This window comes from Paenibacillus sp. MABNR03 (assembly GCF_050455445.1).
Lineage (GTDB): Bacteria > Bacillota > Bacilli > Paenibacillales > Paenibacillaceae > Paenibacillus > Paenibacillus xylanilyticus.
In genome coordinates this window covers 139,528-163,483 of record NZ_JBCIYR010000007.1, presented here as the reverse complement: position 1 = coordinate 163,483, position 23,956 = coordinate 139,528, and the positions used below count along the sequence as shown (strand labels likewise).

18 protein-coding genes and 1 riboswitch are annotated in these 23,956 nt (G+C 46.5%); of the genes, 7 read left to right on the top strand and 11 right to left on the bottom strand.

The window, feature by feature from the left end:
- Positions 1–42: 42 nt before the first annotated feature.
- A complete protein-coding gene (locus tag AAIH57_RS26135; RefSeq protein ID WP_175395326.1) occupies positions 43–555 on the bottom strand; it encodes a DUF948 domain-containing protein in 513 nt (170 codons plus the stop codon).
- A gap of 218 nt (positions 556–773) precedes the next feature.
- On the opposite strand from AAIH57_RS26135, the gene AAIH57_RS26130 reads away from it, so the two are divergent.
- Both AAIH57_RS26130 and AAIH57_RS26125 read left to right on the top strand, forming a co-directional pair.
- Positions 774–938, top strand: a complete 165-nt coding sequence (locus tag AAIH57_RS26130) for a DUF1328 domain-containing protein (protein WP_017692264.1) — start codon at positions 774–776, stop codon at positions 936–938.
- Positions 939–1,346: 408 nt separating this feature from the next.
- Positions 1,347–1,811 carry a hypothetical protein gene (locus tag AAIH57_RS26125; RefSeq protein WP_175395325.1) on the top strand — a complete coding sequence of 155 codons (465 nt, stop codon included), beginning with the start codon at positions 1,347–1,349 and terminating at the stop codon, positions 1,809–1,811.
- A gap of 95 nt (positions 1,812–1,906) precedes the next feature.
- Here the strand turns inward: AAIH57_RS26125 and AAIH57_RS26120 are convergent, their stop codons facing one another.
- Complete coding sequence (locus tag AAIH57_RS26120; RefSeq protein WP_175395324.1) at positions 1,907–2,794, bottom strand: cation diffusion facilitator family transporter; 888 nt, start codon at positions 2,792–2,794, stop codon at positions 1,907–1,909.
- 291 nt (positions 2,795–3,085) lie between these two features.
- On the opposite strand from AAIH57_RS26120, the gene AAIH57_RS26115 reads away from it, so the two are divergent.
- Positions 3,086–3,274 carry a hypothetical protein gene (locus tag AAIH57_RS26115; protein ID WP_095292429.1) on the top strand — a complete coding sequence of 63 codons (189 nt, stop codon included), beginning with the start codon at positions 3,086–3,088 and terminating at the stop codon, positions 3,272–3,274.
- Between the two features lie 104 nt (positions 3,275–3,378).
- On the opposite strand, the gene AAIH57_RS26110 is transcribed toward AAIH57_RS26115, so the two are convergent.
- The 6 genes from AAIH57_RS26110 to AAIH57_RS26085 form a co-directional block, all read right to left on the bottom strand.
- Complete coding sequence (locus tag AAIH57_RS26110) at positions 3,379–5,004, bottom strand: ABC-F family ATP-binding cassette domain-containing protein (RefSeq protein ID WP_430023552.1); 1,626 nt, start codon at positions 5,002–5,004, stop codon at positions 3,379–3,381.
- 206 nt (positions 5,005–5,210) lie between these two features.
- On the bottom strand, positions 5,211–6,254 hold the full coding sequence (locus tag AAIH57_RS26105; RefSeq protein WP_430023551.1) for an MBL fold metallo-hydrolase: 1,044 nt from the start codon (positions 6,252–6,254) through the stop codon (positions 5,211–5,213).
- Positions 6,255–6,321: 67 nt separating this feature from the next.
- Positions 6,322–6,474: a cytochrome bd oxidase small subunit CydS gene (gene cydS / locus AAIH57_RS26100; RefSeq protein ID WP_170948273.1), complete on the bottom strand. Its 153-nt coding sequence runs from the start codon at positions 6,472–6,474 to the stop codon at positions 6,322–6,324.
- 5 nt (positions 6,475–6,479) lie between these two features.
- Complete coding sequence (locus AAIH57_RS26095; protein WP_175395321.1) at positions 6,480–7,514, bottom strand: cytochrome d ubiquinol oxidase subunit II; 1,035 nt, start codon at positions 7,512–7,514, stop codon at positions 6,480–6,482.
- Positions 7,511–8,857, bottom strand: a complete 1,347-nt coding sequence (locus AAIH57_RS26090; RefSeq protein WP_175395320.1) for a cytochrome ubiquinol oxidase subunit I — start codon at positions 8,855–8,857, stop codon at positions 7,511–7,513. Before AAIH57_RS26090 ends, AAIH57_RS26095 begins: the two co-directional genes overlap by 4 nt.
- Positions 8,858–9,189: 332 nt before the next feature.
- Positions 9,190–12,036, bottom strand: a complete 2,847-nt coding sequence (locus tag AAIH57_RS26085) for an ATP-binding protein (RefSeq protein WP_430023550.1) — start codon at positions 12,034–12,036, stop codon at positions 9,190–9,192.
- Positions 12,037–12,377: 341 nt separating this feature from the next.
- Here AAIH57_RS26085 and AAIH57_RS26080 point away from each other — a divergent pair, with 341 nt between their 5' ends.
- Entirely contained in the window at positions 12,378–13,076 is a 699-nt protein-coding gene (locus AAIH57_RS26080; RefSeq protein ID WP_175395318.1) for a response regulator transcription factor, read from the top strand.
- 15 nt (positions 13,077–13,091) lie between these two features.
- Here the strand turns inward: AAIH57_RS26080 and AAIH57_RS26075 are convergent, their stop codons facing one another.
- On the bottom strand, positions 13,092–13,556 hold the full coding sequence (locus AAIH57_RS26075) for a hypothetical protein (protein WP_175395317.1): 465 nt from the start codon (positions 13,554–13,556) through the stop codon (positions 13,092–13,094).
- A 224-nt stretch (positions 13,557–13,780) separates the two neighbouring features.
- Between AAIH57_RS26075 and AAIH57_RS26070 the strand changes: the two genes are divergently transcribed.
- The 3 genes from AAIH57_RS26070 to AAIH57_RS26060 all read left to right on the top strand — a co-directional run bounded on the left by AAIH57_RS26070 (position 13,781) and on the right by AAIH57_RS26060 (position 17,685).
- Positions 13,781–14,923 (top strand): virulence factor, encoded by a 1,143-nt coding sequence (locus AAIH57_RS26070; RefSeq protein ID WP_175395316.1) that lies wholly within the window; start codon positions 13,781–13,783, stop codon positions 14,921–14,923.
- Between the two features lie 145 nt (positions 14,924–15,068).
- Positions 15,069–15,288, top strand: a riboswitch (Lysine riboswitch).
- Positions 15,289–15,403: 115 nt separating this feature from the next.
- Positions 15,404–16,873 (top strand): amino acid permease, encoded by a 1,470-nt coding sequence (locus tag AAIH57_RS26065; protein ID WP_175395314.1) that lies wholly within the window; start codon positions 15,404–15,406, stop codon positions 16,871–16,873.
- Positions 16,874–17,046: 173 nt separating this feature from the next.
- Positions 17,047–17,685 carry a class D sortase gene (locus AAIH57_RS26060; RefSeq protein ID WP_430023549.1) on the top strand — a complete coding sequence of 213 codons (639 nt, stop codon included), beginning with the start codon at positions 17,047–17,049 and terminating at the stop codon, positions 17,683–17,685.
- A 108-nt stretch (positions 17,686–17,793) separates the two neighbouring features.
- On the opposite strand, the gene AAIH57_RS26055 is transcribed toward AAIH57_RS26060, so the two are convergent.
- Both AAIH57_RS26055 and AAIH57_RS26050 read right to left on the bottom strand, forming a co-directional pair.
- On the bottom strand, positions 17,794–22,458 hold the full coding sequence (locus AAIH57_RS26055; protein ID WP_430023548.1) for a collagen binding domain-containing protein: 4,665 nt from the start codon (positions 22,456–22,458) through the stop codon (positions 17,794–17,796).
- Between the two features lie 201 nt (positions 22,459–22,659).
- Positions 22,660–23,787, bottom strand: a complete 1,128-nt coding sequence (locus AAIH57_RS26050) for a transglutaminase domain-containing protein (protein WP_430023547.1) — start codon at positions 23,785–23,787, stop codon at positions 22,660–22,662.
- Between the last annotated feature and the right edge of the window lie 169 nt (positions 23,788–23,956).

The window sequence follows — 23,956 nt, the reverse complement described above, 5'->3', positions numbered from 1 at the left end:
ATCACCGCTCTGAAAGACATTCAGGATTACACAGCGGTCACGTTACTTGCGCATACGTTGCCAAACATTTGCGGCCAGATCAATATATTTCACCCAATTTTTCCCGCCCTTTGCAGTATCATTATATGTAGCTTGATAACTTTGCAGGGTCCGATCGTTCGGTGTCGCAGGCGTTGTCTGTACTTTGGCTACCTCTGAACGTTTGTTCTGCTGTTCTTGATTGTTTCGTTTGGTTTGAAATTTGGCGATCATGGTCGTGGATACCTGTTTGGCAGCCTCTGTCACCTCATTCAAAACCTCCCCAAGATTCTGTACCGATTCCATTACCGGATCAATTTGCTTCATTTTGTGCTGTACGTCGACAGTAATATCGTTGGCATGCCTTACCGTCTGTTTGACTTCATAGCTCAGTTCATCAATCGTCTTTTGAACTTCCTGAAGTGTCTTGGATACGTTGTCGAGCGAGCCTTGAGCAGATTTCAATGTACGAATTAAGAAGAAAACCAGCACTGCAAACGCCACTGCAATCAAGGCAACACTAATTTGATAGATCATAGAAGAACCTCGCTTTCTCATTTACATCGTTTTGTTATTGCTATAGTTACCCGACCATTTCAAGTGCGAAACAAATTCGAATCGAACTTCATCATATACTTAATTTGGAAAAAGCCCTTATGTTTCAAGGTAAAAACCCTAGGTTAAAGAACAACTACAACACGGCGGCGGCATTAACGCTAAGCGCCCCGAATCTCTATACGAAAGGATGAATACTCATGTTGAAATGGTCTGTACTATTTCTGATTATTGCTCTTGTTGCAGGTATTTTCGGCTTTTTCGGAATTGTTGAGGCAGCGGCTTCCATCGCGAAAGTTCTCTTCTTCATCTTTGTTGTATTGTTCGTCATCTCCCTGATTACCGGACGCAGCCGAATGCGATGAATCAAGTTAATCTCGCCACTTATTTAACAAGATTACATACAAAAGCCTAACGCGCTTGCAAAAGCCGTTGGGCTTTTGTTATGCTCTCACCTTTTTTGCATCAAACGACCCAGGCCAAAAGGTCCCCCACCTAATTATTATGTATTACACTCCTTTCGGGTCTATTCCATCCTTATTCCGCTCCAAACTGTTCCTTTATGAACAAACAGGACTTTTCTTACATAGCCAACCCGGTTTTCTCCCACTCAAGTCTGATATTCACAAGATTTCCTTATACCCACATATGCTCCAGTTGACACTGGAGAATAAAAGAAAATATTGTTAAAATGTTGATTCATAAGTGAGCTTGCCTGGTTACTTTTAACACAGAACAACAAATTACATACCTAACCCGAGGAGGAAAAACAAATGAAAAAAATCGTAAGTTTTGCCGCTGCTTTGACTTTGATGGGTTCAATGGCTGCTGCTGCCGGTGCTGAGGAAGCGGTTACTGGAACAGTAACCCCAGAGACAGGAACGGAGGCAACAACACCTGCTGAAACTACACCTGCGGTTGAAGTGAACAAACCGGTTGTAGAAACGGTTGAAGGCACAGTGGAGACGGTTACTGGTGCAACTTATGGAACGGATGAAGACAAAATCTTTGACGAGCCTGTTGTAAAACCGGGTGACGAAGTTCTTGTCCCTACAATGCTGCTCAACCTGCTGGAGCGCACATGGTTCTACGATACACCTAACGGTAAACCAATCGGTGCACTGGGTGCCCAAGTTATCGATACAACAGGTGAAGTTGTAGACGGTTTCGATGGCGGCGAATGGGTTCAAGTATACACTTGGAAAGGCAAAGCGTGGATCCACGTTGCCATTCAATAGTATCGTATAATCGTTCTAAACATAAGTAAAGAGGACAGCGCACACAGCGACTGTCCTCTTTTTTTTAACAAACGTTACCTGCCCTCTCAGACATTTCACGAATGGTCTGCCAAATCATCCATTCTCGGCTCTACGTGCACATGAACATGCATAATATTATGTGATCGCTTCAACCGTTCCTCCACTTGATCGCAGATCTGGTGACCTTCAATCAGACTAAGCCCGCCATCCACTTCAATCACTACATCCACAAGTACATGACTCCCATGTACACGGGCCTTGACGTCCTTGATCATTTCCACACCAGGAACCCGGGCAACAGATGATCTAAGATCCGTTAACTGTTCCTGATCGAATCCGTCTGTCAGGCGATGCGTGGAATCCCGGAATATTTCCCAGGCGGTTTTGCAAATCAGAAGCCCGACAGCAATCGCAGCTACCTTGTCCAACCACGGTATTCCGAATTGTGCACCCACAATCCCGACTGCGGCTCCGATACTTACCCAGGCATCTGAACGATTGTCCTTGGCAGCTGCCATGAGGGCCTGATTGTTAATCTGTAATGCCAATCGATGATTATAGCGGTACACGCCGAGCATAACCACTGCACAGATTACAGCGACCGCTGCTGACCATAGATTAGGAGCTGCAAAGTCCCCTTCGTACCACGAACGTACTGCTTCGACTAATACCTGAAGCCCGACCATGGCCATAATAAAGGAAGCAATTAAGGCAGCAACCGTTTCTGCTCTGAAATGGCCATAAGCATGATCTGAATCGGGTGGTTTCTGGGAAATCCGAAGCCCAATCAATACAGCAACCGAAGCAACAATATCCGTAAGGTTATTAAAACCATCTGCCAGCAAGGCGCTGGAAGCGAATAAATATCCACAGATTAGCTTAAAGGCGGACAATACCAGATAGGCCGCGATACTGACCCAGGCCCCTCGTTCCCCTTTACGTATTTCCTCATAAGCGTTCAAACCGGGCGACACTCCTTTTACGTTTCGTATTACGGTTTTTCTATGGTACCAAATGCCACCCGTGTGGGTCTATAGAAACAGTGTTGCCAAGTTGCATGGCTGTAGGGATGCTGAAACAAAGTTGCCAAGCTGCATTGCTGTAGGCGTAGAGAAAAAATGTTGCGCCAGTCAAAAAGTCAAGGATCCCCGCTTATTATCAGGTTGCCCTTGTGGGGCTTTTGCAAAACGTATAAAATAAGTACATCCCGTCCAATCCGGACGGCTTACTGTAAGACCGGGAGGGAAATAATGATGAGCGAAAACACTGAACCGAAGAAAATCAGTTTGCAGGATGCCATACGCCAGAAGCTGGCGCAAAAGAAACAACAGGCGAACTCCGGTAACCAATCCAGCGCCTATTTTGAAGGCGGACCAAAAGCGATGAAGAGTCAAAACAACAAAAAGCCCAACAATCAGCGCCGCCGTACGGGTGGATCCTAGAGATACCTGGAACCTATCTATGCAAAAAGAACCGCAAGCTCCTTCAACAGGGCTTGCGGTTCTTTGTATTACTGGCGTTTTTAACCTGCTCGTTGTTGCCTTAATTAAGCTTCAACAGGGTACATTTTGTTACGCAGTTCTTTAATTTCGTCACTCTCCAGATATTCATCATAGCTCATTTGGCGATCGATAATGCCATTTGGCGTAATTTCGATAATCCGGTTTGCAATCGTTTGGATGAACTGATGGTCATGGGAAGTGAACAGCATGGTGCCGTCAAAATCAATCATACCATTGTTCAGCGCGGTAATGGATTCGAGATCCAAGTGGTTCGTTGGCTCATCCAGAATCAGGGCATTGGCACCTGTTTGCATCATTTTCGCCAGCATACAGCGGACTTTTTCTCCCCCGGAGAGCACACTAGCCTTTTTCAGGGATTCCTCGCCTGAGAAGAGCATACGACCCAGGAAGCCACGAAGATACGTTTCGTCCTGATCTTTGGAGTATTGGCGCAGCCAATCGACCAAAGTCATCTCTACACCGTCGAAGTATTTCGAGTTGTCTTTCGGGAAATAAGCCTGTGATGTCGTTACACCCCAAGTATATTCACCGCTATCCGCTTCCGTTTCACCCATAAGGATGTCAAACAACAGCGATTTAGCATTACCATTGGGTCCAACGAATGCAATTTTATCCCCTTTGTTTACCACAAAGCTGACATCATTCAGCATGTTGACACCATCAATCGATTTGCTGATACGATCCACGGTTAACAATTGTTTACCCGCTTCACGTTCAGGTTTGAAGTTGATGAATGGATATTTACGGTTTGATGGACGAAGATCATCCAGCGTAATTTTGTCGAGCTGCTTCTTACGCGAAGTCGCTTGCTTCGACTTGGAGGCATTCGCCGAGAAGCGTTGAATAAAGGCTTGCAGTTCTTTAATCTTCTCTTCTTTTTTCTTGTTGGCATCACGCTGCAAAGCAAGTGCTAATTGGCTGGATTCGTACCAGAAGTCATAGTTACCTACATACAGCTGGATTTTACCAAAGTCGATATCCGCAATGTGAGTACATACTTTGTTCAGGAAGTGACGGTCATGGGATACGACAATTACAGTACCTTCATAATCCATCAAGAAGTTCTCAAGCCATTGAATGGATTCGAGATCCAAGTGGTTGGTAGGCTCATCGAGCAGCAGGTTGTTTGGACGGCCAAACAATGCCTGTGCCAGCAAAACACGAACTTTCTCATTACCGCTCAGTTCTGTCATCTTCTTCTCATGCATGTCACGATCGATACCCAGACCGATCAGGAGTGCGGCTGCATCCGGCTCAGCATCCCAGCCATTCAACTCGGCAAATTCACCTTCAAGCTCACCTGCGCGCAGACCATCTTCTTCTGTAAAGTCTGTTTTGGCATACAGCGCATCCTTCTCTTTCATGATGGAGTACAGACGGCTGTGACCCATAATTACGGTTTCGAGAACAGGGTACTCATCATATTCAAAGTGGTTTTGCTTCAAAACGGCCATACGTTCGCCCGGGGTGATGTGCACCTCTCCCGAGTTTGCTTCAATTTCACCGGACAAAATTTTCAAAAATGTTGATTTGCCGGCTCCGTTGGCGCCGATCAGGCCGTAACAGTTGCCTGGTGTGAATTTGATATTCACATCTTCAAAAAGTGCACGTTTTCCGTAGCGGAGCGTGATGCCGCTTGTACTAATCATTAAGCATACCATCCTTTATTTTAATAATCTGCATACTGCATTAATAGCAATCATGGATTCAATATCCCGTAGCCTATTCTGGCACCATATTATAACACAAAAAAGCGGCAAATTCGAAAATTGGCCGCTTTTTACTCGTTAAAGTTTTGGTAAATGTGAAATTCATGCGGATATATCTTTACACTAACATATCTGGATCGCTTTTGTTAGTCCTTTTGATGATCCTCGTGACGAATACGCAGCGTCTCACCATGTCCAAGTACCCGAATTCGCTCTTTTTGGATTCCAAGTCGTTCACGCTCGACTTCAAGCCGGTCCAGTGCTTCCTTGGGTGTATCGTCCGCGAGTTTGAACGTGCCATAATGCATCGGAACCATGAGTTGTGAATCGGACTCCACAAATCCCTGCAGCGCTTCCTCGGGGGTTACATGCTGGGATGTCATAAACCATTCCGGGTCATAGGCACCGATTGGCATTAAAGTGACACCAATGTCAAAGCGTTCTCCGATTGTTTTGAAGCCCTGGAAGTATCCTGTATCACCCACAAAATACAACACGGGCGGACCCCCTGGTTGCGTCGATGTTTGAGTTGTTTGCGATCCAGTGGATGCTTCCTTCTGCTCGCTTGCAGCCGCACTCTCCTCAGCGGAAGTCGTCAGTGCATGATTCTGCTCTAATACATATCCACCCCAGTGGGACGTATTCGTATCAAATAACGTTCGGCGAGTCCAGTGCTGTGCAGGAACAAAAGTTATTTTGACACCGCCTAATACCATATGCTCCCACCACTTCATCTCATGGCAACGATGAAAACCTTTGCGTACCATTTTTCGTTTGAGCCCATCCGGTACGATGAGCAACGTTTTGGCGGTGACCAGCTTCCGCAATGATGCCAGATGTAAATGATCATAGTGGGAATGGGAGATCAGGATGACATCCAGCGGTGGAATATCATGAATGGGAATACCAGGGGGACCCAGTCTCCGTTGAAATCCCATTTTTTCAGCCCACACGGGGTCAGTCACGATGTTCAGTCCATAATATTGAATAAAAAAAGTGGAGTGACCGATCCAGGTGATGGTCGTCTCATCCCGGTTGGCATGCAGATAATCCAACTCGGGCGGGTGCTTGGGCACGGTATACGAATAATCCTTTACCTTGCTCCGCCGCTGCTCCCTCCACTGCTTGAATTCCTTCAACGTTTTGTCCGTACTTACATTATCAATATTGTTATAACGGATTTTCGGCATGAAAGGGCCCTCCTCCCTTCCTAATATCTTAACCCATCCTAAGCCTCTTTGAAAAAAAGAGCAGTGATTAATCTTTTGGGTTTTTGCATACAGCCAGATAGACGAACAGAAACGCAATAGCGGCTACGATAATCAGAGGTGGAGCATACATGATCGTGAATTCCTCAAAAAAACTCAAACCCGTTATCCCCGGAATACCTGTTGCGCCTTCCAGATTCATGAGGTTCACCCTTTCTTTTTGCCCGATTGGCCACGGACATAATTCGCATCAAACAGGAACAGCTTCATAATCAGAATCAGCGATGGAATAAGCACCAGCAGACCTAGACTGAATGCGGTAATGAGTGCAATGCCCATCGTCCGGTTGGTGAAGCTGTCATAAATATTAATGTAAGGATACAGGATGTATGGCAGATGTGACCGTCCGTATCCATACCAGGCGAAGGCAAACTGCAGCATCACGGCGATAAAGCACCAGCCAAGATACTTTCGTTTCCATACGAGAGAGACCGCAACAACAAAACAAATAAACGAGGCGATAAACATCCACGAGATATTGACCATCTGCTCAAAGTGCACCGGATTTTGTTTGTTAATTTGTAAAAAAGCCAGAAAACTGGCAAAGATCGTGGGCAAGCTCCACAGCAGCGCATACTCCCTCAGCACTTCAAATGCAGTCTCATCTTCTGCCCTCTTGGCATAATAGGAAAGGAACATCGCCGAAATATATAGCACACTTACGAGCGCAAGCAGCACGACCGACCATGTGTAGGGATTCGTCAGGAATTCACCCCAGCGAAAAAACACCTGCTCTCCTACCTGCTCGATAATTCCGCCCTCGGATATCGCCAAAATGGTGGAGAATACAGCCGGAATCAGCAAACCCGTCGCACCATATAAAGCCATGTAGATACGACTGTTTTTTCCATGATTCCCATAGGTGTTATACGCGTAATAAACACCCCGAATGGCCAGAAGCACAATGGCCAGGGAGCCGGGGACCAGCAGAGCTGTTCCATAATAAAAGGCACTATCCGGATAGAATCCCACCAGCCCCACTACGAAAAAGATCAGAAACACATTCGTGACTTCCCACACGGGCGACAGGTAACGCTGAATAATGTTGTGAATCTTGTTCTCATGCCCCGTCAACAAACTGTAGAAACTGAAAAATCCTGCTCCAAAATCGATGGAAGCCACTATCAGATACCCAAACAAAAACGTCCATAGAATCGCGATGCCTGCAATTTCAAAGCTCAATGAACGATCCCTCCTTCCAGGCCAAGCGACTCCAGCTCTTTCTCTGCTTCCTTGTTACGAAACAGCTTGCTGAGTACCCGGATAGCCGAAAAACAAAGGACCAGATAGAGCAGGATGAACAGAACTAGCATCCAGCCTACAGATGTAGAGGTGGTTGCAGCTTCCGACACTTTCATATACCCCCGCAAAATCCAAGGCTGTCTGCCCACCTCGGCAAACATCCAGCCCAGCTCTATGGCAACCATGGCCAGCGGACCGAGGAAAACGATACCGAGTAGAAGCCACTTCGGATACGGCTTTCTTCCAGGAAGCCAGCGGCGGAACACATACAGGACAGGAATCAGCAGGATGATCACCCCTGTCGTTACCTTCAGATCGAACATGTAATGAATGGACAGCGGCGGCCGCAGATCAGCGGGGTATTCTTCCAGCCCTTTTACTTCGGTGTCCAGTCGATTCCCTGCCAAAATGCTGAGCGCATAGGGAATCTCGATGGCGTATTTCACTTCATTGTTCTCATCCAGAATGCCGCCGTAGACGAGCGGGGCCTCTTTCATCGTCTTGAAATGCCATTCGGCTGCCGCCAGCTTCTCCGGCTGGTATTTGGCCAAAAACTTACCCGAGGAATCTCCGAGCATGACCGTGCTGACGGCAAATACAAGTGCACACACCGTGGTCAGTTTAAGTGCCTTTTTGTAATAGACATGGTCGCGGCCACGAAGCAGACTGAACGCCGCGATGCCTGCAAGGACACCCGCACTCAGCGTATACGAGGATCCCAGCACGTGAGAAACCTTGGTTGGTGTGGCGGGATTGAGCATGGCTGCAATCGGATGAATGTCCTTCATGATGCCATTGATTAACGTAAACCCTTGAGGCTGGTTCATGAAGGAATTCACCGTTGTGATAAATATTGCCGAAGCCGATGATCCCAGTGCTACCGGAATAAGCAGCAGCATATGTGTATATTTCTTCTTGAACCGATCCCATGTATACAGATAAATCCCCAGAAAAATCGCCTCCACAAAAAAGGCGAACGTCTCCATAAACAGCGGCAGGGCAATGGCCTGGCCCGCTACCCGCATGAACATCGGCCAAAGCAAACTAAGCTGCAGACCGATGGAGGTTCCGGTTACAACACCCACGGCAACGGTAATCACAAACCCCCGCGCCCATCTGCGTGCCAGCAAGGTGTAGTGGATATCGTTTGTACGTAACCCCCGCCACTCGGCTAGCGCAATCATTAGCGGAACGCCTACGCCGATTGAGGCAAATATAATGTGCACAGCCAAGGTAAGGCCAGTCAAAATCCGGCTGAGCAGAACAGGGTCCAGCGATGACATGGGTGACAACTCCTCTTCAACATTAGTCTTTATGTACAGTTCTCTTGCACTCGCTTGTCCGACATCTTAATAACTCATGATACGGATGATACTCTTCACAACGGCATACAGTACGACAACTGCTGCGACCAGGCAGACAATAATGAGCGTTTTCTCCTGTTTGCGAAACATATACCTGCCATCCTCCTTTTGAAACGAATGCAAATTATGGCTCTATAGACAGTTTGCAAAAGATCATGTTTTTTTATCCTGAAAATTTAAAAACAAAAAAGCCCTTATCCTTCAGCATATCGTTCACTGAAAAATAAAGGCTTGAGGATCTGACATTTTGCCTACAGAAGATCCTCCTGCTTTGGCAATCGAATCTTGAATGTACTTCCTTTGTCAGATGCAGATATAAACGTAAGCGTTCCATGATGGTCTTCCACAATTTTGCGTGAGATATACAGTCCAAGTCCGGTTCCCCCGATCTGCCTGTGGTCCGAGTTATCAACACGATAAAACTTGGTAAACAGCATGTCCTGCACGTTCTCCGGTATGCCTATTCCGTAATCACGCACATCGATGCATATCCATTCGTCTTCTTCCCACAGGGTGATGTCAATCCGGTCTGTTCCAGGCGAATATTTGACTGCATTGCCAACCAGGTTATGAAGGACCTGAACCATCCGGTTCTGGTCCGCATACGCAAAGAAGTCACCGTTAAAGGCATGCACATAAATGCGCTGAACCGATTTGATATTCCATTGCTCGGCAACCCCCTCAATCAATTCGAGCAGAGGTACATAGGTCATATGATAAGTCATACCATCGTTGTCCAGACGCTGGATATCCAGTACGTCATCAAGCAGGCTGCTCAGCCGGCTGCCCTCCGACGAGATGGTTTCCATGAATTCCTGACGCTGTGAAGCGGGTAAATCATACATCATCATTAACTCCACATAACCCATGATGGTAGCTACCGGGGTCCGCAGCTCATGGGACACCACACTGATTAACTCATTTTTCATCCGGTTCAGACGTTCTTCTTCCGTACGGTCACGGAATACAAGCAGGAACCCATGGTTTTTGCCAGGTACATCCACTTGCTTGATATAGAGGGAGAACACACTTTTCTCCATATTATTAAATATAAATTCAGTCTCCACGAAGGAACGTTCCCCATGTAAAAATGCCTTCGTTTGCTCCACCAGATTGAAATCATCCGTTAAGACAACCTGATCAATGGCCTCGGCAAATTCTTCAATAGATCTGCCCAGGAAGTTGCCGAGGCCGAACATCTTTTCTATCCTTCGATTAACGATGGTGATGGTACCGGAGCGATCTGACATGACAAGCCCTTCCCGGACCGACTCAATAAAGTGTTCACTAATATCACGCTGTTCCTGAATGGCGATTTTCTCATTAAACAGCTCTGTATTCAGTCTCTCCAGCGCAAGCGCATGGCGCACACGCTCTTCTTCTGCTCTTGTCTTATCGGTAATATCCTTGATGAAGAGGTTATACAGCTTTTCATTGTTACCCAGTTGAATTTCCACAATTTTGTATTCAATGGGAAATACAGAACCATCTCTGCGTATGCCTGAAATCTCCTCGACGTTTGCATGCCGCTTGCCTTGAATATATTCGAATCTTTCCAGCATTTTTTTGATTTCCATACAACTCGCTCCCTGAAAAAGGGATGGTGCATCAGTCTCAAGGATGACCTCTTCCCGTTTCAATCCAAACATCCTTTCGGCTTCGGGATTGAACTCAATGATCAACCCGTTGGAATCCACAGCAATAATGGCATCAATCGATGAATCGATGATGGCCCGTTTGATCTCCTCGCTATTTTTCAATTCCTTGGTCCGTGCACGAACCCTGTCTTCCAGCGTCAACTTATCCTGACGAATCTGCTCGAATTGCTCCAGAAGAACATCTGCCATTTTACGCAGATTGCCGATCAGAATTTGAACCTCGGTGACATGACTTGTTGGCCAATCCATCTTGCCGTTTCGAAATAACAGCCTCGGGAGTAAACCTGTCATCCGGGTGAGTCTGATCAGAGGACTTACAACCTTTTTGCTTAAAGGAGCGGCCACAACCATGGAAGTTACAAAAATGAGAAACAGGCTTTGAAGTGTTGTCAGATAGATGGATTCAATCCGGGGATAATAATTGGCCGAACTAGTCTCCACAAAGACACTATAGGGTAAGCCCGAAGACATATCCGCCTTATAGATAAATGAAGCATGTTTCCAGTAGGTGAGCGCATCACTGTAATAAGCATCTCCTGGACGAAAGATAATGGAGGATTGCCCTTCCCTTAAATAACGATAATTGCCCGTATTCAGATATTCGCCAATCTGTAAGCTATCCAGTCCGGAGGCAATCACCCGATTATGGATATCCAGAATAATCACATTCACATCTAAAAGATGATGATAACGCACCATGCTCTGCTGCATATTCTGAATCGTTAAATATCGCTCGTCCAAATCCTGAATCACTGCATTCGAAGCATGCTCCAGATTAAATACAATATTCTCGTTAATTTGATTTAACTGTCTGCGGCTGTCCGCAGATAAAAGAAAAAGAGATACAACCACAACAAAAACAACTACGTATTTAAAAGCAATTCTGCTCAGAGGGATCGTGCCTGTCCTCTTCGATTGCGACTCGCCATTGGTAATCCAGAAGTCTACCACTAATCCAGCGATCAACGCGTTAACCATGCTGATTACAGCGATATGCATATATGCATACTTTACATCGTCCAAATTTACGTTTAGGATGAAGTGCCCATAACCTAACACAGGCAATAACATAACGACCCAGAATACAGCATTCGCCTTCATGATACTTCCGTTTTTCCAGCGGATCTGCCATCCCAGCATCCAGATCAATTCAATGAAATGAGCACAAATCATATATAAACTATGTGAAGTTGGCCCTGTATACAACAGGTGTAATCCACTGATTGCAGTCACGGTAATAAATCCATAGATGCCGCCATGCAAACGCAGGGCAACAAGTGCAGCTGCACTGCCAAACATCAATTGAACGCCATAAAACAACGTTAGTGGATAGATGCTCCCTAGCGTTCCAAGCACAATCAGGATCACGGTACCGATCCATGCAATCCGAAGCTTTTCTATCACCCATCCCAGCATTTGGGCTGCCTTTAACTTAAGCATGGGCTGAAGTCCTCTTGGTTCGTTTCTTTCTCCCAGTTTAACAACAACGTTGGTTCCTCCTATAAGCTAGAGCCGTTCTGCCTACTTTTCTTTCCTCATTTCCCCCAGATACATTATACTGTAATTATCACAAGGTTTTTTCGTTGGCAAAATTTGATTTATCGGCAAAATAGACACAGCTATGGTAAAATACTGAAGTTCTGCTCGAGTTTGTACTCCCCTACATATACAACCTATATTTTGGAATATAAACATTAAAAAATTTGTGGTATTTCTACACAAAACACAGCGTTTTTTTAGTAATTTCTTAACAAATTCTTTTCACCAGGAGTGTGACCTCTATGTCTATCAAAGTACTTCTTATAGAAGATGAGAAAAATCTGGCTGACATGATTGCTTTCTTTCTTGAGGAGGAAGGATACATAACAGAACGGGTTCATCATGCCCGTGAGGCACTTCAACTTTTCCCACGGTTCCAACCGGATATTGTTGTCACTGACCTGATGCTGCCCGAAATGGATGGAAATGATCTGGTAGATGCATTTCGCCAGCATTCCACTGTACCCATTCTCATGATTTCTGCCAGTACGATGCTGAATGACCGGCTCAGAGCATTGCACAATGGCGCTGACGACTTCTTGTGTAAGCCTTTTAGTCTGAAGGAGCTCGACGCACGAATTAAGGCACTGCTGCGCAGATCCGCCATCTCCTATCCCGATAAACCGGCAAAAGAGGATAAGCCGTCCGAAGATACGGGGCATGTGAGTGTAAATGAATATAGACGAACCCTTTTTGTGAATGGAGTGGAGATCGAGGTCACTCATATTGAATTTGAGATTATGAAGGAATTGTACAGGAATCCAGGGAAAGTATTTACCCGTAATGAACTCATGGACCGAATCAAAGGTTCGGAGCGAGCCTATTTGGATCGTACCATTGATGTACACATCTCCAGTTTGCGAAAAAAAATTGAACCTGATCCCAAAAATCCCCGCTATATCAAAACTGTTTGGGGGACAGGCTATAAGTATGTGATGTGATCTAAATAAGCCTATCTAATGGCCATGCCCTCTCCGTGTGAATTTTTGAATCGACACGGCGGAGGGCATGGCCTCTTCATGATTCTGTAGCGTGGAGTGCAACCACTCCTGCATGTCCAACATGAGTTGATGTGGTTCACGTTGATTCCACAGAATCATTTTGATAACGCCGTTACCCGTGACCTGCTGCAAATGCTGTCTGCGAATTAACGATTGAAAATCCGTAATGACCAGCAGAGGAATCTGCGGCAAAAAGGCCCGGATTGCATTGGATGCAGAGATCGCTTGGCTGGCATCCATGTAATCGATAATACAGTAACGTGATTTTTCCCAAGTGGCTATCGGGCGCTTCTTCTCGTTTTGTTCTTTGTCCCGAATGGATATTTCCTGCCCTTCCACTATCCATTGATTGAACATTTCAATAATATTCTCATAAGCAATACCGCGGTTTCCGTCCGAAAGTACGGTTATACGTTCCATAGCTGTTACCTCCAGTTGATTCATTCTATTTATTGTGCCAATCTTCATTTAAAAATGTTTGTGAGTGAACATGAAAGAAGTGTTAACAATCTTAGTACTTCTCACACAACTATGTAAGGTTCATCAACCATTTCGCAGTTTGCGCCCATTCATGTAAAATAGGAGTATACCCGTTCTATCACGGGAACTTTAATGTAGAATCCGGTACAGGAGGTTATGAACCGATGAATATTATTTCAATTGAACCAACGCCCAGTCCCAACACAATGATGCTTCACCTCGATGAACGTCTGGAGGACGGGATCCGCAAAACATACACGCTGGACAATGAACGGTCTGCTCCAGCATTTATCCGCCAGATGCTACATATTCCTGGCGTTAAAAGTGTATTTCATACCACAGACTTCGTTGCGCTGGACCGCAAGGGTAATGCAGACTGGTCTGTCATTCTGGGAGAAGTTCAGAGCCGTCTGGGACAACAAGGAATTGACCTGGACTGGATTGAATCCGAAGACGCATCAGGCGAGCACTTTGGTGAAGCACAGGTGTTCGTTCAGTTTTTCCGTGGTGTACCCATGCAGATTCGGGTCAAGGCCGGTGCCAAAGAGGAACGGATCTCCCTATCCGATCGATTCGTTAAAGCTGTTACCGAAGTCGCCAGCGCAACCCTGATCAAGGAACGCAAATTAAGCGATTATGGTGTGCGTTATGGTGAACTGCCGGATATTGCCCGCGAGGTTGAGCAGGAACTGGAAGCCGCTTACCCGCCGGAGCGTCTGAAGCAAGTCATCGAACAGGCTATTGCGCATGGTACCAAAGCGGAAGAGTTTGTGGAACGGCGTCGTCAGCTGGAAGGTGCCGAACTGGAAGAAGCGCTGAGCAGTGAGGATTGGAACGTGCGTTACGCGGCCTTTGACGGCATGGAACCCACGGAAGAACGCCTGCCACTTGTGGCTCGTGCCCTCCATGACAGCAAGATGCAAATACGCCGGTTGGCCGTTGTTTATCTTGGTGACATTCGTACGCCGGAAGCCATGGAATTACTGTATGAAGCACTTAAGGACAGCTCCCCCGCCGTACGTCGTACCGCTGGAGATACATTGTCCGACATCGGCGACCCGGCTGCAACCGCGGCGATGACAGCAACACTTACCGACAGCAGCAAACTGGTACGCTGGCGTGCAGCGCGTTTCTTATACGAAGTGGGAACCGAAGAAGCGGAACAGGCTCTGCGGAAGGCAGCCGATGACCCCGAGTTTGAGGTCAGCCTCCAGGCCAAGATGGCGCTCGAGCGAATTGAATCCGGCGAACAGGCTGCTGGTACGGTGTGGCAGCAAATGGCTGGACGCAACAAAAAGACGGAATAATCCCCATTCGGGGAACATCCAACTTTTGTTATTGCATGATGAAGACAGGAAAGGTATACTGAATGTCTGTTTGAGCAACAGAACATGGCATGTAACGTTCTGCTATTCAATAATTTCATAGACAATAGATACACCTCATCCACGATGATGAGGTAGAGGTCGCGGGTGCGATCAGTAAGCTGAAGGAGGCGCTAAGGAGCCGCTCATGAGATCAGCCGAAAGGTGCACCCGCCGAAGCCTGCTGGACGGTTCCTTACGTTGTCCAGTACGGTTGGGGCTGCTGCCGAAAGGTACAGAACTGTCACAGAGATCCAAACCAGCCAGCTTGGGTGGTATGAATTCTTCTGTGTTGAGCTATCTTATAACATCTGGGACAGGTGCGGACAATGGATATAAAGACCGCGGGCTGAAGCCTGCGGTCTTTTGTGTGTAGCCTCATTGATCCATATCATCAGTACGCTGAGTGAAGGAGTGTTTTCATTGCAAGACCGCAACAAACAAACAATAACAACAGACGGTTCCCTGAAAAAAGGATTGCGTGCACGGCATATGACGATGATCGCCCTCGGTGGCTCCATCGGTACAGGATTGTTCCTCGCAAGCGGCACCGCCATCTCCACAGCCGGTCCGGGTGGTGCACTGATTGCGTATGCGGCCGTAGGCATCATGGTTTATTTTCTGATGACAAGCCTTGGAGAACTGGCTACTTTCATGCCTGACTCCGGTTCGTTCAATACGTATGCTGCGCGTTTCGTTGATCCTGCACTTGGCTTCGCCATGGGCTGGAATTTCTGGTACAACTGGGCGGTTACCATTGCTGCCGAGCTGGCCGCGGCTACGGTACTCATCAAATATTGGTTCCCTGACAGCTCATCCATGTTATGGAGCCTGCTGTTTCTTGTCTTAATCTTTGCTCTAAATGTATTATCCGTTAAAGGTTATGGAGAGTCCGAGTACTGGTTCGCCATTATCAAGGTTGCTACCGTCATTATCTTCCTTACCGTGGGTGTGCTTATGATCTTCGGTATCCTGGGCGGAGAAGCAGTCGGATTCAGCAACTTTACTGTAGGCGATGCACCGATCCATGGCGGATTCTTCGCTGTGCTTGGTGTATTCATGGCTGCCGGGTTCTCGTTCCAGGGAACCGAGCTGATTGGTGTAGCAGCCGGCGAGAGTGAAAATCCGCGTGAGAATGTACCTCGTGCCATTCGGCAGGTATTCTGGCGGATCCTGATCTTCTACATTTTGGCGATTACCGTAATCAGTTTGATCATTCCGTATACTCATCCAAACCTCTTGAAGGGTGATCTGGAAAACATCGGTGTCAGTCCATTTACGCTCGTATTTGAAAAAGCCGGGCTCGCCATTGCAGCTTCAGTCATGAATGCTGTCATTCTGACCTCTGTGCTGTCTGCCGGGAACTCCGGCATGTACGCTTCAAGCCGGGTTCTCTATGCTCTTGCCCGCGATGGCAAGGCACCGCGTTTCCTTGGACGACTGAATAAAAAAGGGATTCCGATGAATGCCCTGCTTGTAACCACAGCCGTTGGCATGCTGGCGTTTCTCGCCTCCCTGTTCGGCGATGGTATTGTGTATACCTGGCTGCTGAATGCATCTGGCATGTGCGGGTTTATTACTTGGCTCGGGATAGCAATCAGCCACTATCGCTTCCGTCGTGCTTACGTTGCTCAAGGCAGGGATTTGAAAGATCTGCCCTATCGCGCACGTTGGTTCCCATTCGGACCGATTTTCGCCTTTGTGCTCTGTATTGTCGTCATCATCGGCCAGAACTATCAGGCGTTTACGGGTGACCAAATTGATTGGAGCGGAGCTCTCGTAGCTTACCTGAGTGTACCTTTATTCCTGATCCTCTGGTTGGGTTATAAATGGATCAAAAAAACCAAGGTGGTTCCACTGCAGGAATGTGACTTCACAACTTCTGCCGAATAGTTTTTATCAATCTGCATGAATATATGGAAGCAAAACGTACAGGCAGCATTCTCTCCCGAAGTGGAGAAGAGGCTGCCTGTTTTTTTGTCTGTCTGTCTTGTTCAGGTTTTGTATATGTCGCTCAGGTAAGATAGTACCTCAGTACATTTCTTTCTTAAAAGGGGCCTATGCGCATGAAAAAATATTATTCCCTTCTCATTCTTTTGGGGATCTTTGTCATTCTATTTCCATCTCTACAGGAAAAGTTTTATGACTGGCAGCAGGACAGAGTCATGAACAACCTCCAATCCGACTTATCCAAACTAAATTACTCATTTGAACAAGCCATGAGCGATACCAGATCCCCCGATCCAGCCATCGAGGAAGAACGTATACCGAATGTAGACTCAGGCGCGCTAGGCGTCATCGTCATAGACAAGATTGATGTCCAGCTGCCCATCCTGGAGGATGCCACGGAAGCCAACATGAAGGTATCAGCAACCCATCTGGTGGAAACAGCTCCGATCGGCAGTGAAGGAAATGCAGCAATAGCAGCCCACCGTGCTCATAAAAAAGGACGCCTGTTCAATCGGCTCGGAGAACTGGAGATTGGCGACCAGATTGATGTTACATTAGCAGATCAAACTCAAATCCGATACAACATCGATCGAATTTCCGTTGTGGAGCCTACGGATCTGTCTGTGCTTGAGGATCCACATTTGGGACAAGTGCTGACCCTAATCACTTGTGATCCATTGATAAACCCGACACATCGGCTAATCGTCCGAGCCGTTGCCGATACCACGGATGCTCCTGATCGCGATCTTTCGTAGATCCACTTCATAATTAAACACCCCTGGTGTATGCGAGGAGGAATTTAATCCTCCAAGCATATACACAGGGGTGTTTTTGTAGTCATGCAACTAAAGATACGCGGTATATTAAGCTTGGTTATGCTTCATTTGCTGTCTACGGCGAGTAAACCAATAACCTAGACAGCCCAGCAGAATCAAAGCTGCTCCGGTAAAGGTGTACCCTGCCCGGCTCTCTTCTCCTGTCTTAGGAAGCATGCCTTGGGATTGTTGGTTTTGAGCATTTTGTGCCCCCGCGACATCGGTTTCTGAAGGAGTAGAAGCATTCTCCCCCTGCCCATTGCCCGGGTTCGATTTATCACCTGCATTTGCATCACCTGCATTTGCAACTGACGTCGGGTCCTCACCAGGAACGGCTGGGTTTGCTGAATCCGGTGAAGTGCCCGCGGACTCCAGATCTGTCGGATCCTCAGGAATCGTTGGTTCTGGAACTGACGTCCCCGGGGAAGTTGGTTCTGGATCCGTACCCGGAACAACTACAGTACCTGGAACGGTTGTTCCTGGATTTGATGTTTCTGGTGCCGGTGTCTCTGGTGTTGGTGTTGTTGGTGTCTCCGGTATTGGTGTTCCCGGATTGCTTGGCGTACTCGGACCACCCGGAATGACAATGACTTTATTCGTTTTTTCAACAACAACGGTTTCCGTTTGCTTATTCGTAATCTCGAATTCAACTGGAGTGTTATCCAAAACATATCCTGAGGGTGCCTTAACTTCAACCAGTTGATATCGGTTTGGCTCCAGGTCCTCCAGATAAAGCTCACCGTTTAGATCGGTTGTAAGCTGTGCTTCATCAATGTCTGGAACCACTTGGAATTCCCAATCTCCATTTTGATCCATCAGAGCCGTCTGAACACGCAATTCAAAAACAGCACCTTGAAGATGTTGCGTTTTGGATTCATTGGTTTTAACCAATTTGACAGAACGGTCATTTTCTTTGTTTTCTATGGTTAACTTGGTTTCCGGTTGAATAATCGATACAAGCGTTTCAGGCTGTTCGATCACGAAACCGTCCGCCTTCGTCTCTACCAATGTGTATGGACCGTAAGGTAAGCTGTCGAATTCAATTACACCGTTAACATCCGTAACATCTTTGCCAATTACGCTACCAGTGTTGTCACGCAGTTCAAATTCAATTCCGCTTAACACAGACTGATCCTTGGCATTGACTTTGGTAATAACCAACTTGCCATCCGTTCCCATTGCATTGGTTTGCGTGAGGGTAACGATCTGAGTTTGATCAGCGACAATGGTAAATGGAATCGGCGCTGCATCCAGTGTGTAATACTCTGGAGCGACAACTTCAACCAGCTCATAATCTCCTGGCGGCAAATCGCCTGCTGCGATTCTTCCATCCTCACCTGTCGTTAAATCCTCACCAATCTTTTCTCTGGTTTGATCCGTTTTCTTCAAGTACAGTTCAAACGTTGCACCTTTCAACGTCTTCGAGGTATCAACAGAGTCAACCTTGGTTAATTGGAAGCCCTGACGGATTTTTTTGTTTTCAATTTCATACGGTTTGTCCGCATCTTTAAATGCGACCGTTTTGCCTGTAACAGATCCATACTCGGAGTCTACCAAATAACCCATCGGCGCGGAAACTTCTTTTAGTTTGTACGGAATTCCATCGTTCTCATTCAATCTATAGTTTCTGGTTGAACTGGTTTCTCCATTGGAGTCTGTAGGTTTCAATGTTTCAAGAAGCATGCTTCCCGATGCATTATAAATTTCAAATACCGCTCCCTCTAATGGAGCCCCGGTGTCATCTACTTTTTTAATCTTAATCTGACCAAGTCCGGTAGATGAACCTCCACCTGCTCCAGCCAGTGAAACGCGGATACCTTCCTTACTATCTGAACCCAGCACGGAGGAGGACTGACCTGCAAAGTCAACTTTATTGGAAATTCGATCGCCGCTATCCGCATTAATAAACGATTGATATTTCAGGATAAATGCAGTATTGACTGCCTTAAGGAACCTAAATGTAAATGTGTTCCCCTCTACAACCAATTCATAATCATCCGTGCTCACAGCACCGGCTTTGGTAGAAACATTACCGGAATTGTCCGCCGGAAGATCGACATGGTACAACTTCAGGGAATCCGCTAATAAGATCTGATTGTCCGATAGGGTATCGGTCAGCTCAGAACCCGCTGGAATGTAGGATTGACTTGGGTTGATGTTTACTGTCCAGGAGGCCAGATCACTTGTGCCTTCCTGCTTACCTGTTTTGGCTACATAAACGCCGCCGTGTGCAGGTGTTACAGTGGCCGATTTATTAAATCGTACCTCTCCACCTTCTCCATCACTCAAGGTTGCATGATTGGAGTACGTGCCGTCAATGTCATATTCGCCATCCAGGCTCGTTTTATAAACAATCCGATAGGCTTCCTTGCCGATGTTGCCCAGATCCAGTCTGAAGCCCTTCCCGTCCGAATTGAGCTGAAATTGTCCATCGGTCAGAGAAACCTCGTCACCAATGTCGATAACATTATTTTCCCCTTCCAACAGCAGCTTGTTCACTTTCAGGGAACCATCTACAAAGGATTGATCACCAATGTAGTTATCCTGGATAATTGCATCCTGAATGTCGTACAAATTATAATTCGCATCGATCGTCCAGGTGATAGTTTTGTCCTTGGCGCTGTACTCACCCTTTTTATTTCCGTTCTCAATGGTATAACTTTGTGGTGTGACATCTGCCCACTTGGTTATTGAAGTCTGTTCTATACCCGACTCTTTCCAAACAATCGTGCCCGTGTTGCGGTATACATTACCTGTTGGCATTCCAGCTGTCGGATCAAAGCTTGTCTTGTATGTGATGGTGTGTTCGCCACTGATCATACCGCCATCTACCAGTCGAATGGAGAATCCCTTTTCATATTCAGAGTCATCTGTGGCCGCGATTGGGTCCTGCACAAACTGATCTGCCTGAGGTCCGGTGATCTCCAGTGTACCGGGCACCAATTTCATATGTCTGCCTTCGTAATCATCCGTTATGACAATGTCTGTCATGTCTTTCCGATCACTATTTATTACTAATTTCCATTCAATTTCTTTCTTATTGAAATCTTCACTTTGTACACTTTTGGCGAAAATGATTTCTCGGATGTCTTTCGTCGTTGTTTTTTCCAATCCGCCGTACATTTTGACTGTATTGGATACGGTCGCATTTTTGTACACACGATCGATGGCTTTGGTTTGATACACAATTTCATAAGCCTTGGAGATATCATTATTGAATTGCAGCTTGAACCCTTCATCGAACCCTTTGCCTACGCCCTCTATTGCATATTCACTAGAATTAACCGGTGTTGAACCAGATGGTCTGCCACTGTTATTGATCTCCACTTGGTTAACCTGGACCGAACCAGGAACAAGCGCATACTTCGTCGTGTCAAAATGATCCTCAATCCACGCATTTTCCTTCAAAATCGCTTGTTGGTTGTAGTTGTATTGAACCTTCCACGTGATCGTTTGGGTTACCGGATCATAACCGCTATCCTGACCGGATTTATTCAGCGGTTCATTAAAGCTAATGTTTACTCTACCTTTAGCGGTTTCTTGGTATCCATCATCACCAGTAAGGTTGACCTGATTTTCATATGGACGATTTGTAAAAGGAGTCTCCGTCGGTGCTGTGACACTCGTTGTGTACGTCACCCGGTAGCCTTGATTAATGCTGCCAAGGGAAACCGGAAACTGTGATGCTGTTTGCGTGATTTCTCCTGCTTTTACCGATCCATTGATTTGAACTTCCAATGAACGAATCTCGATATCTCCCTTGAGGTTTAGCCCTTCTGGAAAAACATCTTCAAGTACCGCATTTTTGATTTCTTTTTCACCCTGGTTAAAATCAACGGTCCATACGATTTCATCCGAGTTGAAATTGTTTTTATTCGCAACCCCTGATTTCGTCAGTTTGTCCACAGCCGTATTGGCAAAATGCACATCAATAATGCCTTGTCCAATGGAGCTGAAATCGAATGGCTGCTTTAAGCCGCCTTCCATCTTGCTTGCATCATATTTGACCCATACATAAAAGCTGCCTTGCAGCTGCGCACCTTCGATCAGGTCACTGAACGTAAACGTCACCTTTCCATCCGGATTGACGACATATTCGCCAGCTCCACCATCCAGATTGCCTTTTAATTGCGATTCAATCTTGAATTTGTCTGGCAGATCGAACGTATAGGTTGATCCAGCTCCATAACCGTGAGAATCGCTCGGGAATGACCAGCCGAAGACAACTGCTACCTGATCATTCACATTCGGACGAATCTGATCGACCGGATTACCTTTCGGTGTAATGTTCCCATTCCCATCATATCCTGGAATTTCGTCATACATTTGAACACTTGTGATTATTTGTTCCTGAATCTCTGAGGCTGCTGCCATGGCTGTCATACTCTCCTGATCATCCACTACAGTCTCTGCACCCTCTGCTGCCTCCCCTGATTCAGGAGTGACAGGTACAGTGCTGTCCGGTACGGTGGTATCCGGTTCAGCAGTATCAGGTTCAGCGGCATCAGGTTCGGTGGTGTCAGGCACCGTGACCTCGCCAGGATCCACATCCACAGTTTCAGCTTCCTGGCCTGGCGTCTGAGTAGCTACCCCTTCCCCCTCTGACGTGACTGTAATATCCTGAGCATGTGTGATTTGAGTAAATGCAAATCCGTGCATTAATTGTGTAACCAGCAGCAAAGCAATGATCACTATGCTCACTTTTCTTTTCATCCGTTGCATATCCCCCTCTAGCGTAATGTTGGCATAACAATAGGCCAAGAATTAGAATACCAAGGGCATATATACAAAAAATAGACAACTCTTTATTACAGGTCTGACTGGAACCTTAAAACACAAAAAAAGGACGCTCCTCATCGGAGCATCCTTGTAAACTTCACACCATATTCTAGCTTGAGTACGCATAGCGGGACGTCATAAGGTCCAGTTAATTTCGACACGCAGGTCTGTCGTATCTTCCATTTTGGACACATAATACGATATCGATTTCATCCCGAGCTGGTATAAATGCTGCAAATCTTCAACCAGGCCTGATTCTGTACCTTTGTATCTGAAAGTAAACGTGGTTCCGCCATCCTTCAGCACGTTCTGCACCTTGGTTTCCAGTGCGGAATGCCCACTAATCGCATCTTTCTCGTCATAGAGCGAGTATTCCAGAGTATGATACAGCTTCTGATATGCAGCTGCCTTGCTTCCTCCTGTTTGCATCAAGGTTTGCAAGGCTTTCCGATAGGGATCAGCTGCAGCCGGGTATTTGCCTTTGCCCGACCATATATGGTCACGTGCCATTTCATCGTCACTGAGCAAATAATAATTATGACTAACCTTCCCTTTGCGGTCAGGTGTCGGATCATCCCAGGTTGTGTCCATATGGTACCACTTCCCGTCCAGCTTCACGATATTCCAGGCGTGCAGTTGGTCACCCGCTGTACCTTCCACGATCCGGTTATCAATGCCCACCCGCTCCAGCATGCGGTAAGCAAGCAGGGAATATCCCTGACATACGGTGCTGCCTGTGACGAGTCCGTCATATGCCGTATATTTTTGCAGAGTTGTATCGTAGGCAAGGTTAAGAACAATCCAGTCATGGATCGCTTTCACCTTCTCATGATTCGTCATGCCTGGTGCAATGATCTCTTTTAAGACACTGGTCACTTTACGATTAACGTAATCGGTCTGTTCTTTGGTCTCCCGGTAGGACAAATTCACATGGACCTCGGCGGACACGTTGGAACCTTTATAATTAAAAGCATAACTTTTGACGGTATATTGGATATAGGGATCACTGGTCATTGCTTCATCAATGGAGCTCTGCAGCTGTTTTTTGAGACCTTTCACATCGCCCTTGTATGTAAAAACAAGCTCCTCCGTCCGCTGCGACATTGCAGTAAGCAACGTCTGGCGTAAATCCGTCGTTGTGGATATGTCTGATGTGCCCGAAGCAGCATACAACTGATCCAGGTCCACCGTGCGCGGTAACGCCACAGCGATCAGACAGCCTGCCAGCAATATGGTGATCACTCGTTTCCCGTTCTTGCCCATGAAAGGATACCACCTCTCTTTGCAAAGTTCTCATGCCTCATTGTATCACAAAAGCATCTCGCGTCAGGCTTCTAGTTTTGTCGAAAAGAATCAAAAGAGACCTTCCGCAGAAGGTCTCCCTTGTCTTCAGCAAATAACACATAACCGTTATATCCATCCTATGACTTCC

Bases quoted from the DNA above. Each gene is read 5' to 3' on its own strand.
- AAIH57_RS26135 (WP_175395326.1), bottom strand. From the start codon at position 555: ATGATCTATCAAATTAGTGTTGCCTTGATTGCAGTGGCGTTTGCAGTG.
- AAIH57_RS26130 (WP_017692264.1), top strand. From the start codon at position 774: ATGTTGAAATGGTCTGTACTATTTCTGATTATTGCTCTTGTTGCAGGT.
- AAIH57_RS26125 (WP_175395325.1), top strand. From the start codon at position 1,347: ATGAAAAAAATCGTAAGTTTTGCCGCTGCTTTGACTTTGATGGGTTCA.
- AAIH57_RS26115 (WP_095292429.1), top strand. From the start codon at position 3,086: ATGAGCGAAAACACTGAACCGAAGAAAATCAGTTTGCAGGATGCCATA.
- AAIH57_RS26110 (WP_430023552.1), bottom strand. From the start codon at position 5,004: ATGATTAGTACAAGCGGCATCACGCTCCGCTACGGAAAACGTGCACTT.
- AAIH57_RS26105 (WP_430023551.1), bottom strand. From the start codon at position 6,254: ATGCCGAAAATCCGTTATAACAATATTGATAATGTAAGTACGGACAAA.
- cydS (WP_170948273.1), bottom strand. From the start codon at position 6,474: ATGAATCTGGAAGGCGCAACAGGTATTCCGGGGATAACGGGTTTGAGT.
- AAIH57_RS26090 (WP_175395320.1), bottom strand. From the start codon at position 8,857: ATGTCATCGCTGGACCCTGTTCTGCTCAGCCGGATTTTGACTGGCCTT.
- AAIH57_RS26085 (WP_430023550.1), bottom strand. From the start codon at position 12,036: ATGCTTAAGTTAAAGGCAGCCCAAATGCTGGGATGGGTGATAGAAAAG.
- AAIH57_RS26080 (WP_175395318.1), top strand. From the start codon at position 12,378: ATGTCTATCAAAGTACTTCTTATAGAAGATGAGAAAAATCTGGCTGAC.
- AAIH57_RS26075 (WP_175395317.1), bottom strand. From the start codon at position 13,556: ATGGAACGTATAACCGTACTTTCGGACGGAAACCGCGGTATTGCTTAT.
- AAIH57_RS26070 (WP_175395316.1), top strand. From the start codon at position 13,781: ATGAATATTATTTCAATTGAACCAACGCCCAGTCCCAACACAATGATG.
- AAIH57_RS26060 (WP_430023549.1), top strand. From the start codon at position 17,047: ATGAAAAAATATTATTCCCTTCTCATTCTTTTGGGGATCTTTGTCATT.
- AAIH57_RS26055 (WP_430023548.1), bottom strand. From the start codon at position 22,458: ATGAAAAGAAAAGTGAGCATAGTGATCATTGCTTTGCTGCTGGTTACA.
- AAIH57_RS26050 (WP_430023547.1), bottom strand. From the start codon at position 23,787: ATGGGCAAGAACGGGAAACGAGTGATCACCATATTGCTGGCAGGCTGT.